The 13,772-nt window shown below is 67.4% G+C and carries 8 protein-coding genes; 3 read left to right on the top strand and 5 right to left on the bottom strand.

Annotated elements, in window-relative coordinates:
* Positions 1 to 5 precede the first annotated feature (5 nt).
* On the bottom strand, positions 6 to 989 hold the full coding sequence (locus tag ACXAEK_RS22885; protein WP_475045632.1) for a sulfotransferase family protein: 984 nt from the start codon (positions 987 to 989) through the stop codon (positions 6 to 8).
* A gap of 209 nt (positions 990 to 1,198) precedes the next feature.
* Here ACXAEK_RS22885 and ACXAEK_RS22880 point away from each other — a divergent pair, with 209 nt between their 5' ends.
* Genes ACXAEK_RS22880 through ACXAEK_RS22870 form a run of 3 tightly spaced genes read left to right on the top strand, consistent with a single transcriptional unit; the run spans position 1,199 to position 4,620 of the window.
* On the top strand, positions 1,199 to 2,446 hold the full coding sequence (locus ACXAEK_RS22880) for a GumC domain-containing protein (RefSeq protein ID WP_475045631.1): 1,248 nt from the start codon (positions 1,199 to 1,201) through the stop codon (positions 2,444 to 2,446).
* A 57-nt stretch (positions 2,447 to 2,503) separates the two neighbouring features.
* Positions 2,504 to 3,754 (top strand): glycosyltransferase, encoded by a 1,251-nt coding sequence (locus tag ACXAEK_RS22875; RefSeq protein ID WP_475045630.1) that lies wholly within the window; start codon positions 2,504 to 2,506, stop codon positions 3,752 to 3,754.
* A 5-nt stretch (positions 3,755 to 3,759) separates the two neighbouring features.
* Entirely contained in the window at positions 3,760 to 4,620 is an 861-nt protein-coding gene (locus tag ACXAEK_RS22870; protein ID WP_475045629.1) for a sulfotransferase domain-containing protein, read from the top strand.
* Positions 4,621 to 4,638: 18 nt separating this feature from the next.
* On the opposite strand, the gene ACXAEK_RS22865 is transcribed toward ACXAEK_RS22870, so the two are convergent.
* The 4 genes from ACXAEK_RS22865 to ACXAEK_RS22850 form a co-directional block, all read right to left on the bottom strand.
* A complete protein-coding gene (locus ACXAEK_RS22865) occupies positions 4,639 to 5,865 on the bottom strand; it encodes a polysaccharide biosynthesis/export family protein (protein WP_475045627.1) in 1,227 nt (408 codons plus the stop codon).
* Positions 5,866 to 7,008 carry a glycosyltransferase gene (locus tag ACXAEK_RS22860; protein WP_475045626.1) on the bottom strand — a complete coding sequence of 381 codons (1,143 nt, stop codon included), beginning with the start codon at positions 7,006 to 7,008 and terminating at the stop codon, positions 5,866 to 5,868.
* A complete protein-coding gene (locus tag ACXAEK_RS22855; protein ID WP_475045625.1) occupies positions 7,005 to 8,225 on the bottom strand; it encodes a glycosyltransferase family 4 protein in 1,221 nt (406 codons plus the stop codon). Before ACXAEK_RS22855 ends, ACXAEK_RS22860 begins: the two co-directional genes overlap by 4 nt.
* A 61-nt stretch (positions 8,226 to 8,286) precedes the next feature.
* Complete coding sequence (locus ACXAEK_RS22850) at positions 8,287 to 13,764, bottom strand: hypothetical protein (RefSeq protein WP_475045623.1); 5,478 nt, start codon at positions 13,762 to 13,764, stop codon at positions 8,287 to 8,289.
* Positions 13,765 to 13,772 lie beyond the last annotated feature (8 nt).

Below are 13,772 nucleotides of genomic sequence, written 5' to 3'. Positions count from 1 at the left end.
GCCGCCTAATGGCTGCGCCGCTTCTGCAGCCGGTTGCCGATAGTGATCCTGATCCCATTCACGATGCCTTTTCTGCGGATCTTATGCACAAAGGATTTGGCCCCGTCCGCCAGGGCCAGGCAGGCCCGCGCCCGCCGCGGCAGCGGCCTGGGGCCGCGGGCGTATTCCATGATGTAGGGCGTCTGCTGCGCCGCGCCCCAGACAATTTCCTCGATCCGCTTCTGCAGCCGCCGCGGCAGCTCCTGGCGGTATTTGCAGGCATTGGCCGCATCGACATAAAGCTTGCCCTTGGCGGCGCCGATGTTCTCGGATGGGGCCGCCAGCTGCGTCATGCCGGGTTCATAGACCTGGCCGAGAAAGCCGGAAATCCGCCGCAGCTCCGGCTCCGGGGCGGCCAGCAGCTGCTCATAGAACACTTCCAGGTAATCGGCGCCCAGCTGCGCCGCGCTGCGCCGCGCCGCCGCCAGCCCCTGCGCCCATTTGGCCGCCGTGCGCAGCGGGTTGTGGCCCCAGGCGCGGCGTGCCGACAGCGCCACATCGCGCGGGTCTCGGATGATATGCACAAAGCGCGCTGCCGGGAAGATCCGCTTGAGCAGCGCCATCTCCAGCACATAAGACGGTGTCTTGTCGCCCCAGATGCCCGTGTCCGGCGCCTCGCCCTCGCCATAGAAGCGCAGGATGATCTCAAAGGCCGCGCTCCAGTCCGGCGCCGCCTCCAGCCGGGCGAAATCCGCCCGGGTCATCACCCGCCGCCCGGTGGTGCGGCGGTAGATCTGAAACGGGGTGCTGTCGAAATCGGCAAACAGCCGGTCGAGATCCGCATCGAACCTGGCCGGGTCGCCGCCGTGGCGCTGGAACAGATAGGGAATGAAATGGGTTTCCGGGTCGCACAGGCTGATGCCGGAGTTCCGGTTCAGCAGGCTGCGCAGCAGCTTGGTGCCGCTGCGCGGGCTGCCCACAAGGAAAAGAGGCCCGGAAAAAATCTGCATGCCCTCCGCCGTCCTGCCGCGGGTCCTTCACCGCCGGCAAATCCTGTCCGCCCCAACGGCCGCTAGATACTGGGCCTCAGGACGCTAGATAGTAAGTCGCCCGGCGCCAAAGGCACGCGGAAACCGCTGTTTTCCTGCCGGGCAGCCAGCCTGCCGCGGGGCCGGGCGGACGGTAGGGGTAAGAGAATTTTACGTTTGGGAGCAGGGAATTGTACCATCCTTTGGGCGTGTCCTGGAAATTTGTCAAAGTCACGATTGCCGTTGTCATATGCGTCTTTCCCGTGCTCGCGTATTACGTGCTGCAGAAGCCGGAGATCTATCAGGCGCGCTCGCTGATCCTGTTCGCGCTGGGGCGGGAATACATCTATGTGCCCGATGCCGCAGGCAGCGGCGTCAAGGCACCCAACCCCGGCGATTTCCAGGGGGTGGTCAACGCCGAGATGCTGCTGCTCGACAATCCGGAGCTGAGCCGCAGCGCCCTGGAGGCGGTGGGGATCGGCCGGGTCTATCCCGGCCTGCCGGAAGGGGATGAGGACGCCGCCCGCCAGGCGGTGCTGTGGTTTCAGGCCGCCACCACCGTGGAGCTGATCACCGGCTCCTATGTGGTCAAGGTGGCGGTCCGGCACTGGGATCCGGATATCGCCGCCGAGCTGACCAACACGCTGACAACCTCTTTCCTGGAGCGCCGCCGCGCGCTCTATGCGGCGCGGGAAACCGCGCAGCTGCAGGTGCGCCTGGCTGCCGCCGCCAGCCAGGAAAGCGAAATCAACAAGCAGATCTCGGAACTGCTGGGCGGGCTGGACCCGCTGTTCATCGCAACCGATCTGGAAAAAACCTCGGAGGATCAGGCCAACCTGGCCCGGCTTTTGCGGGACTCGCGCACCACGCTGGCAGCACTTGAGGCCCGCCGCGCGCTGTATGAAAAGCGCCTCGGCATGGAGGACCGGCTGCTGGCTGCCGATATTGAGATCCAGGAGGAGCTGGCCCGGATCAGCTATATCGAGCGCGCGATGATCACCAACCGGAAGAAGATGGAGCATCTGTCCAAGCTGATGCCTGCGCTGCGACCGCTGAATGAGCTGCGGGCGCAGCAGGCGGAACGGATTGCCGGGCTGAAGCTGCGCCTGCGCGACAGCGAGGCCCTCAGCGGCTCGGATGCCGAGGGCAATGTCCGCGTGATCGAGGCCGCGGTCTCCCCCCTGCGGCCCAGCTCCGCATCGCTGGAGGTGCAGCTGGCGCTCTCGGGGGTGGTGTCGCTGCTGGCAGGGCTGTCGGTGGCGGGGATTGGCGCGCTGCTGCGCAATCCCGGACCCGCAGCCGCCGGCCCGGCCAGCCCGGCCGCAGAAGCACCGGCGCGGCCGGTTCCCGGGCCTCAGCCCCCCGGGCAGGCCCAGGCTGCGCAGGGCCGCAACGCAGGCTTCCGGCGCAAGCCGCCGGGCGGCGGAATGGTTCTCTAGGGCAGGCGGCGGACGGCAGGGCAGAGCGCAGGGCAGATTTCAGCGGGGGAGCAGACAATGGCGGAAACAACCAGGGACGCGCCGCTCAGGCTCGCCTATATCGTCGACACGCTGGTGACCGGCGGCGCCGAGCGCCTGGTGGTGAGTTTTGCCCAGGCGGTGCAGCAGCGTCCGGATACCGCGCTGACCGTGATCGTCCTGAGCCGCGGCGGCACCCCCTTCCACGAAGAGCTGGCACGCTCGGGCGCCGATGTGGTCTGCCTGCCGGGCAAAAGCCTGGTCGATCCGCGCCGCTTCCTGCGGGTGCTGGCGGCGCTCAGGGCGCGGCGGATCGCCTATGTGCATGCCCATCTGATCACCTCTACCGTGGTGGGCGGGCTGGCGGCGGCGCTGCTGGGGATCCCCTTTGCCGCCACCATCCATAACGTCAAGGCCAGCACTGCCCGGGTCAGCCGGGTCCGCAGCTTTCTCTACCGGCGGGTGCTGCGGATGGCGCGGACCACCCGGATTGCCGTCGGCCAGGCGGTGGCCGAGGCGGCGCTGGCGGATACCGGCGGGCGCCGCTGCCTGGTGGTGCCCAATGCAGTGGCGCCAGAAGCAACGGCGCCGCCCGGCACCCGCGCTGCAGCCCGCGCGGGCCTTGGCGTGCAGGACCGCCCGGTGCTCCTGGCGGTGGGGGCCATCATCGGCCAGAAGGCCTATGGCGACATGCTCACGGCCTTTGCCCGGGTGCTGCAGGAGGTGCCCGATGCGCTGCTGCTGATTGCCGGCAATGCGCCGGAGCCGCAACGCCTGGCCCGGCTGCAGCAGCAGGCGCAGGAACTGGGTATCGCCGGCAGCCTGCAGTTCCTTGGCCTGCGCCGGGATATTCCCGCCCTGCTGGCGGCCGCTGATGTCTTCATCAGCGCCTCCCATTGGGAGGGCGCGCCGGTGTCGCTGCTGGAGGCGATGGCAAACGGGCTGCCCTGCGTGATGACTGACGCAGGCGACAACCGCAGGATCCTGGAGGGCACCGGATTGCCGGTGGTGCCCCCCGGCCAGCCCCAGGCCCTTGCCGAAGCCGCGGCTGCGCTGCTGCGCGACCCCGCCGCCCGGCAGCGCGCAGGCCAGGCTGCCCAGGCGCGCGCCGCCGGCCAGTACGGGGTTGAGGCCTGGGTTGCCCGGCTCATCGGGATCTACACCGGCACCGCCCCGGCACCGGCCCCGGATCCAGACCCAGCCCCAGCCCAGGGCGCCATCCCGGAGCGGCCGCCGGCAATCCCGCCTGAATTACCGCCAGCCCCGGGCCGGAAAGGCGGTGCCCGGTGACCCTGATGGACAAGACCCGGCGGCGGCTGCGCCGCAGCCCCGCCTATACCCTGGCCCGCAGCCTGCAGCTGCAGCTGCGCAGCCTGCGCGATCCGGACCGGCCGCTGCCCGCCTTTATCGTCATCGGCGCCCATAAGGCGGGCACCACCTCCTTTTACAAGAACCTGGCCGCCCATCCGCAGATCGGCGCCGCCTGGACCAAGGAAGTGCATTATTTCGACCGCAGCCCGCTGCCGCCGCTCAGCTGGTACCGGGCCCATTTCCCGCGCACGCAGGAGCTGCCGGAGGGCGGCATCACCGGCGAGGCCAGCCCCTCCTACTGCCTGTTCCCGCAGCTGCCGGAGCTGATCCGCCGCCGCATGCCGCAGTGCAAATTCATCATGCTGCTGCGCGATCCCGCCGCGCGCGCCTATTCGGCGCATCAGTACAACAGCCGCGGCGGCATGACGGGGATGTCCTTTGAGGACTGGCTGGAACGGGATTTCCGGCTGCTGGAGGGGCGCGATGTCACCCAGGAGGTGTTCAGCGGCCTGATGTCCCGGGCCGGATCCGCCGAACACACACCGCTGGGGCTGTTGCGCGGCATCTATGTGGAACAGATCCGGCGCTGGCACGCCGTGTTTCCGCCAGAACAGCTGCTGGTGCTGGACAGCGCCGATTACTTTGCTGATCCCCCGGCGCTGCTGCAGCAGGTGGCCAGCGGCTTTCTCGGCCTGCGCGATCATAAATTCAGCTATCAAAAAACCCGGACCGAAAGCCGCGGCTATCCCCGGATGAAGCCGGAAACCGCGGCCCGGCTGCGCGCCTTCTACCGCCCCTATAATGACAGGCTGGAGGCCTATCTCGGCCGCAGCTTCGGCTGGTAAGGCCTGTTTGCGGGCGGATCAGCCGCCGCTGCCCTGAAAGGAAACGCTCAGAACATCATCGGGGCGCAGCGGGCTGGTCAGCTCCACCCGCTCCGGCGCGGTGCCGGGGCCGCCGCGGTAGATCTCGAACACCGCCACCATCTCTTCGCCGACCGACAGCGCCACCGATGGCGCGGCAGAGCGCAGGTATTCCAGCGCCGTATTGAGATTGGAGCGCAGCAGCGCCACCTTCTGATCGGCCTCGATCTTGTCGCGCAGCAGGTCGCGCTGGTAGCGGCTCAGCGCAACGCCGATCTCGCTGGCGGCATTGGCGCCGGTCTGCTCGGCCCGGGCGGCAAAGGCCAGGGTTTCCAGCTCGTCGGAGCGGTAATTGTCCACATCGACCTGCAGGTCGATCAGCGGCTCGCGCCGGGACAGGCCCTGGGCCACCAGCTCGTTGATGTCGGCCAGCTGCTGTTCGATGGTCTGCAGCTGGCGGGCGATGATCTCGCGGCGCTGCGCGTAATAGCTGGTCTCCGCCTTGGCCAGCGCCTCCTTGCGGCGGAAGCCGGAAATCGCCTCGTCTAGAATGACCCGCCCCATCCGGTAAAGCTCTGCCTGGTCCGGGTTGGCGCCCGCCCCCCCGTCCGGAGCCGCTGCGGCCTCTGGATCCGCGGCCTGCATCCGCTTCAGTTCCGCGGCAATGGCGCGCTGCTCATCCTCGGCAAAGCGCAGCCGGATCTGCGCCTCGACCGCGCGCCGCTGCGCCTCCAGGATCACCCGCTCATCTGTGGTTTCCGCATTGGCCCGCTCGTAGCCGCCAGCCAGGGCAATCGCCTTGATCACCGTCATCCCCGGCGCATAAGGGTAAGAGCCCGGGGCCTGGACATTGCCCAGCACAAAGACCGGCCGGTATTCGGCAATGCCCGCCACCACCGACACCGCGCCGTCGAACCGGTCGCCCGCGCGCTGCATGATCTGCGCCTCGACATCCGCCAGGGTCTTGCCCGCCGCCTCGATCCGGCCCAGCAGGTGGATCCGGATGCTGCCGTCGCCGCGCACTTCGGTGATCCTGGAAAACTCATCACGGCCAAAGATGGAAATGCTCAGCTTGTCGCCCGGGCCGATGATGTAATTCTCTGCTGCCGCCGCCCCCGCAGCCAGGGTCAAAGCCATCGCTGCCGCCGCCGCCAGGGCGGCCAGCCCGCCCGCAAACCTCTGAAACAATGCCCGCATGTGCCAGCCTCCGTCAGCCCCGTCCTTCATCTAACCTTCATCTAATCTATGCCGGTTGCCTGCAAAGTCCGCTGCCGGTCCCCCATAGAGCGCCCAGATCCGCTTCAGCATGGCGGCGCCGGAAAACCGCGCCCGCACCGTTTCCAGCCCGGCCGCCCCTAGGGCGCGCCCGGCAGCCGGGTCCAGGATCAGCCGCTCTGCCGCCGCCGCCAGCGCCACCGGATCGGAGGGCGGCGCCAGCAGCCCGTTCCGGCCGTCCTCGATCAGGCCCGGCACCCCGCCGACCGCGGTGGAGACCACCGGCAGCCCCATCGCCATCGCCTCCAGCAGGACCATTGGCAGGCCCTCCCATTTCGAGGCCAGCATGAAGATATCAATGGCCGCCAGCAGCGCCGGCATATCGCGCAGATTGCCGGTAAAGCTCAGCCGGTCCGGGCCCAGCCCCAGGCGGCGCGCCTGATCGCGGATCTGTTCTGCCAGCTCGCCATCGCCGGTGATCAGGAAATGCGCCCGCGGCTGGCGCTGTGCCAGCAGCGCCGCGGCCTGCAGGAAATTGCCGTGGTCCTTCTGCACGGTGAAGCGGCCGATCTTGGCAATCACCACCGCATCCTTTGGCACCCCGAAGCCGGACAGATCCATCGCCGGGACCCCGCCCGCTGCAAAACGGCCGAGGTCGACGCCATTGCGCACCACCTCGATGCGCGCCCCGTCATAGCTGCCGCAACGGGCCGCATGTTCGGCGACATTCTCTGCCACCGCGATACAGGCATCGGCGCCGCCGGTGATCAGCCGGTAGATCCGCGACAGGACCGCATTGCGGCGCCAAGGATCGGTATTGTGCAGGGTGATGATGCGGCGGCGGCGCGCCAGGCGGGCCGCCAGCTGCCCGGCCAGGTCGCTTTTGACCAGATGGGTGTGGACGATATCCGGGTCCCAGTCCCGGATCAGCCGCAGCGCCCGCAGCACCGCCCGCGGATCGCGCAAGCCCGCCCGGCTGAGCCGGGTGGCCCCGACCCCGCGGCGCGCCACCTCCGGCGCCAGCGGGCCCGGCGTGAAATAGGCGACATGGGCGCGGTCGCCGCGCGCCTGCGCCGCATCCAGCAGGTCCAAGAGCAGCGTCTCCGCGCCGCCCACCCGCAGGCTGTCGATGATGTAGAGCAGCCGCAGGCTCACCAGGCCAGCTCCTGCGCCGCCGGGCGGCTTGCAGCCCCCGGCGCATGGGCGGCAATCCGGCGCGCCACCGCCTCCCAGGTGAACTGGCGGCCCCGCTCCAGCGCCGCCAGCCCCATGCTGCGGCAGGTGCCCGGGTCCGCCAGCACCTCATAAAGCGCCTGTTCCAGCCCTGCACTGTCGCGCGGCGCCGCCAGCCGGCCGGTCCCGCCGTCGCGGACAATGGCGCCGATATCGCCCGCGGTGGTGGAGACCACCGGCAGCCCGAATTGCATCGCTTCCAGGAACACCACCCCGAAGGGCTCGACCCGCGACGGCATGCAGAAACAGGACGCCTCATGGAAATGCGCCTCCAGCGCCTCCAGCGGCAGCCGCCCCAGCACCCGGCAGCCCTCCAGATGAATGTCCGGCGTGCAGCCGATGATGGTCAGCGTGGCATCCGGCAGCCGCTGGCGCAGCCGGGCAAATGCCTTTGCCAGCTCGGGCCCGCCCTTGCGGTCCCATTCGACACCGACAAACAGGATATTGCGGCGCCCATAGCGCTCCGGCGCGGTCTGCGGCGGCTGGGCGGGCCGCACCGAGGCGCCGGCCCCGATCGCCGAGACCTTGCCCGGCGCAATGCCATAGCTGCCGGTCAGGAAATCGCGGATCTTCGGCCCGAAGGTAAAGACATGCGCGGCCTCTTCATAGATGGCGCGCTCGCAATCCAGCCAGGCGGCGGAGGGCTGGCCGGTGCCGTCCTGATCCTCATCCGCCAGCCGGGCGCGGGCGGCGTGGTCGGTATAGACAAAATTCGGGCAGCCCGGCAGCGCCGCGGAAAACATCGACTGGGTCTGCACCGTGAAATCAAAGCCGCGGCCTGCGAACCGCTGCTGCACCAGCCCCGCCGCCCAGCGGATATAGGCCTGGTTGCGGAACAGCCGGTAGCGCAGCCGGGCCCGCGCCCCCATGCCCCGCAGCCCGTATTCGCGCAGCGCCCCCAGCCCGCAGCGCAGCAGCGCCGGGTAATCCCCGCGCATCTGCCCGGACAGGCTGAAGGTTTCAAACTCTACATCCGGGCATTGCGACTGCAGCGCGGCCAGCAGCTGCGTGTTGATGTGTGAAAAAGAGCCCAGCGTCACAAACAGCGCCCGGTACTGCGCGGCAGCATCCGCCCCCGTCCCAGTCCCAGCCGCCCCAGTCTCAGCCGCCCCAATCTCAGCCTCTGCCGCGTCCCGCATCTGCTCTCCTCCTGAGGGCCGCGGCCGGACGCGCCTTGCAACCGTTCCGGCTACACAGGCATCAGGCAATCGGCTCGTCATTGAACACGAAATCGATGTAGTCCGTCCGCAGCGGTTCGCCACCATTCTTGGTGCCCACAATCTCGATCACATCGCCGGAGCTGAGCGCCACATCAGCGATCTCATGCACCGCAAAGGAGGTCTGGTTGGCGATCGCATCGCCGGCATCCTGGTTCCAGATGAAAGTGTCGATCTCGACACTGTTCAGCAGCACGCTCATCTGCGACTGACCGTCGCTTTCGTCGAAATGGCCGATCTGCAGATCATAGGTGCCCGCTGCCGCCGCAAAGGTATAGGAGGCGCGCTGCTCGCCGCTGCCGCCCGCCTGCAGGTACTGATTGCCGGAGGCCTGGTTGTTGTTTTTGATGTTGAAGCCGCTGAGGATGGTAAAGCCTTCCGCCTCCTCGCGGAACGAGGCTGGCGGCGGCGTCGACAGATCTACGGTAAAGCTGTTCAGCGCGGGATCGGCAGCAGCAAAATTGCCGCTGGGGTCCTCGACCTCGCCGGCCAGCAGCGCCACCGTATAGACGCCCTCATCCGCCGCATCCCAGCTGCCGCCGGGGGCATCCACCGTATAGGTCACCGTGCGCGGGCTGCCGTTGCTGCCGATGTCGACGCTGAAGCCGCTCACCGTCAGCGCGCCGCCCGGGCCGGTGACGCTGATGTCGCCGGTGTCGATGGTGGTCAAGTCCACCGCCACATTGTCCGCATAGGTGACCAGGATATCCGTTGTTGCAGTGCCGGCCCCGGCCGGGCCGATGTCCGGCGCCGAGGAGGACTGCACGAAGGGTGCGGTGGTATCGCCGCCGCCGCCCGCCCCGGTAAAGACAAAGTCGATGAAGTCGGTGCGCAGCGGCTCCTTGCCGTCCTTGAAGCCGGACAGCTCGATCACATCGCCGGAGCTGAGGCTGACGCCGCTGACCGTGTGTTCGGCAAAGGACGTCTGGTTGGCGATATGGCTGCCGGCGTCCTGGTTCCAGATGAAATTGTCGATCTCGATGCCGTTCAGCAGCACGCTCATCTGCGACTGGCCGTCGCTTTCGTCGAAATGGCCGATGGTCAGGTCATAGGTGCCGGCCGCCGCCATGAAGGTATAGGAGGCGCGCTGTTCGCCGCTGCCTATGGCCTGCAGGTACTGGCCGGCCGAGGCCTGGCTGTTGTTCCTGACGGCAAAGCCGCTGACAATGGTCATGCTCTCGGCCTCGACCCGGAACGGATCCGGCGGCGGGCTGGAGAGATCCACCGTAAAGCTGTCCATCGCCGGATCAGCCGCCGCGGCATTGCCGCTGGTGTCCTCGACCTCGCCGGCCAGCAGCGCCACCGTGTAGCTGCCATCGTCGGCCGCGTCCCAGCTGCCGCCCGGCGCATCCACCGTATAGGTCACCACCCGCGGGCTGCCGTTGGTGCCGATATCGACGCTGAAGCCGCTCACCGTCAGCGCCCCGCCCGGGCCGGTGACGCTGATGTCGCCGGTATCCAGGCTGGCGATGTCGATCGCCGCGTTATCCGCATAGGTGACGGTGATATCCGTCGTGGCGGCGCCCGCCTGGCCCGCACCGATATCCGGCGCCGAGGAGGATTGCACCACCGGCGGCGCGGTATCGCCGGCGCCGGAGTCGAAGGTCAGGAAAACCGGCTGCGTCGCCGGGCCCAGCGGCGCATCGCCGTCCGCCGGATTGATGATCGCGGCGGTAAAGGCCAGCGGCAGCTCATCCTCGCCGGCAAAGTCGTAATCCGCCACGCCGGAGAAATCGAACATCGCCGAGATGTCCTGGTTCGAGCCGTCCAGCAGCACGTCGATGGTCTGGAACTCGACGATATTGTTGGCCGGGAAGTCCGAGGCCGCCAGCGCGGCCAGCTGGGCATCCAGCTGCGGCGCATAGGCCTGGTCTTCGCTGTTGCCGTTGTGGAACTCATTGGTCACCGGCTGGATGAAGCCCTTGGCCAGGGTGATGCGCGCGGTGAACCCCGCCGGGCCGCTCAGCACCACGGCCAGCCCGCCGGCGCCATAGGTGCCGGTGCCGCCCTCGCCCGCACCGTTGACGGTCAGCACCGGCTCCAGCCCCGGGGCCGCCTGCGACGACACCGTATAGGACCCGGCATTGTTGCCCGCGCTGATCAGATCGCCGGTGCTGGTGGTGCCGTCGTCATAGGTGACGGTGACCGTCGAGGCGATGATCTCCGCCCCGGAGATGCCACCCGCATCCCAGCCCAGCGAGGAGCCCGCATCGAGCAGCGATTTCTTGGCGCCGAGCAGCGAATTGGGATCCATGTCGATCGAGAAGCTGACGCTCTCGCCCGGCTGGAAGCCGCCGTTCACCGCCTGGTCGAAGGTGACGATCAGCCCCTCATAGCCGGCCGCGCCGCCCGCGCCCACGTAATTGGAGGCATCCGGGGTGGTGTCGACCCCGGTCGATCCAGCGGAATCGATGGTCAGCCCCTTGAAGATGGTGTCGCCGGCCTCGCCGAAGGGGTCGAACACCGCATCGGGAATGATGCCGTTTGTCACGTCGAACTCGACCTGGGTGATGATCTTGCTGCCGGTATTGGTGATCTCAAAGGAATCCGCGGCAAAGGTCGACTTGTTGATATTGTTGGAGGTTTCATTGACGCCGACACGTGCAGCGCCGATCACCGGGCTGGTATTGGCAACATCGATCCAGTCCCAGGAGGCGGCAAAGGAATCGTCGCCGTCGGGCGCCGAGGCCAGCATCCCCACAAAGGCGCCGGTGGTGGTGCCCAGGTTGTCATACTGGCCCTTGACCGCGGCCACCACATCCGGCGGCAGCACCAGCCCGGCGGTGGACACCCAATCGGTATAGACCCCGTCATCCACATAGCGCGCCCGCGCACTGGCGGTCTCGATCCCCGGAGTGAGGTTCAGGTCGATGGCGACCTGGAAGTTCGGATCGCCCAGGCCCGCGATAATGGGCGCATTGATGCCCGGGATTTCCACAAAGACCGACTGCGGGCTGTCACCGGTTTCCACCAGCAGCTGGACGCCGTATTGCACGGTGCCGCCCACGTCGACCGCGGCAATCGTGGCCTCGGCATAATTGGACTGATCGCCGGGGCCGACCACCAGGCCGACCTTCTCGCCGCCGTTCCAGACCTTGGCCGGCGGATCGGTGTTCAGCGAATAGGTGAAGATATTCACCATTTCGGTGCTGATCGTCAGATGGGTGGCATCTGACGCGCCGAAACCGATGCCCAGCACATCCTGCTGGCTGTTGGAGGCGCCCACCGCGCTGCCGTCATGGGCCACATCCAGGCTGACAAAGCTGGAGGCGCCGCCCAGGTTGAACACGCCGCCATTGAACAGGCCCTGGGTCTCGTCGCCGCCATTATCTGTGGCCGGCAGCACGCCGTCGCGGAAGGCCGCGTTGATACCGATGCCGCCGGCAATGCTGTTGCCCGGCGGCACTGCGCCCGCCGGGGTGGAGGACGGGTTGTTCAGCTCAAACCCCCAGCGCTCCGAGTTGCCCTGGGTGATATTGACGCCCAGCCCGTCCAGCGGGTCGCCCACATGGGTATCGACGATGTCGTTGAGCCCGTCCAGATCCATGTCGTCGCCGGGATCGATCGGGGTGCCGCCCGGCACCAGGAAGGTGATCACGTCAGCGCCATAAGTGGCCACTGCGATCACGCCTGAGAAATCGTCGATGCCATCGCCGGTATTGTCGATCAGCGCCGGCGACAGCCCGTGGTCGGGCAGCGCCGTCAGCGCCAGCGGGTTGGCGCCGGCCAGCGACTGGCTGTGCACGATAGTGGCGCTGTCGGTGCGCCCGTCGCCATCGGTATCGGCAGGCATGGCGAAATACAGCGTCTCGTCAAAGCTGGCCGCCACGATGGCGCCCTGCAGCTGGCCGCCGAAATAGGTGGCGGTGAATTCGGTCAGCCCGTTGGTCGATTCCGGCGTCACCACCAGCGAGCCGTCCTCATCCTCGTCCAGCAGCTCGGATTCCGGCGAATAGGGCGTGCCGTCCATGATGCTGGTGCCGTCGAAGAAATCCAGCGGGTTGTCGATCGAACTGCCCGGGTGGCTCCAGTCATAGCCCGACAGCACGTCGAACAGATCCGGCGGCAGGCCGGTGGAGGCGGTCACATCCGTCCAGGTGCCGGAGCCGTTCTGCTCATAGATGATCAGCAGTTTGGACAGGTAATTCTGCGCATCCGCCTCATTGTCAAAGATCTGCACCCCGTCGGCAATGATCGGGTCGGCAGAGGTGGCGCCCTTGTAGGTGCCATCGGTGTTGAAGGCCGCGGCCAGCGCCTCCTGGGCGGCGCGCAGCGGGCTGGCATGGCCGCCATAGGTGCCATAGGGATCGGTCACATTGCCCAGGTAATGCAGCTGGTCGCCAAAGCCGCTGCTGCCGCTTTCGTTGAACTCGTTGGTGGCAAACTCCGAGGTCCAGTCATTGACGATATTGCCGTCGGAATAAGACAGCGGCTGGCCGCCCCAGCCGCCGTTCGGGCCGTTGTCCCAGGTGAAGACCTCGCCGGAGTTGAGCGCGATCACGTCATAGGGGTTGCGGTAGCCGGGCGCGAACAGGTCCACCGGGTTGCTCACCAGCTTGAGCTGGCCGCCCTCGCTGGCCAGCACGTAATCGGTGATCTTGGCCTGGTTGAGCCCGTTGTTGCCGCCGGCCCAGTCGGGCTGCAGCACGCCGCCAATATTGCCGTTGTCATCCAGGGTGAAGTTCGGATCCAGCGCCAGGTCCTGGATGCCCAGGGTGGTGAGGTCGATATTGCTCCGCGTCGGATCGTCCAGCGTCGGCAGGTCGAGAATGAACTGGTTGCCGTTGGCATCGGTGCGGATGTCATAGGATTCCAGCTCGGTGAGGTTGATCTTGATGATCGCCGCCGACCAGGCAAAATCGGTGGTGCCGGCAAAATTGTTGCCCGGCGCGCCCTTGTTGGTGATGCCGCCGACGGCGACATACATGATGGTATCGCCGGTCGCCGGATCGATGGCCAGGTCGATGCCGTTGTTGGCGTGGTTCTCTTCCGAGCGCGGCAGCCCGCGCAGCACCGCCACATTGGACAGCACCGCGCCGGTTACCGGGTCCAGGGTGATCCGGTGGATCTGGCCGGAGTTGGTGTCCAGCCCGCTGTCCTCGCCCACGGCAATCCGCCAGTCGGAGGAGGAAATGTACAGCACGTCATTGCCGGCCGCATCCTCGGTCACCGCCATGCCGGTGACCTGGCGCTTGAGGTTGGCATTCAGGCTGCCGTCGTCGTCGAAGTTCTGCACCTCATCGGGCACCGTGTCGATCTGCACCGTGCCGGTCACCACGAATTCATCGGTGGTATCCGGATCCGGGCCGTCCAGCTGCCGCTCGATCTCATAGCGGTAGACGGTGCCGTCCTGCTGCGCCACGAACAGCACCGGGTTGCCGGTCTTGCTGAAGTCGATGGCGGTCGGATTGAAGGAGGCGTTGCCGCTCAGATCGGTAATGCCAAAGGTAATGGGCTCCATGGTCTATC

The organism is Leisingera sp. ABM4_101 (genome assembly GCF_056158725.1).
This window is presented reverse-complemented; position numbering and strand designations above follow the sequence as displayed.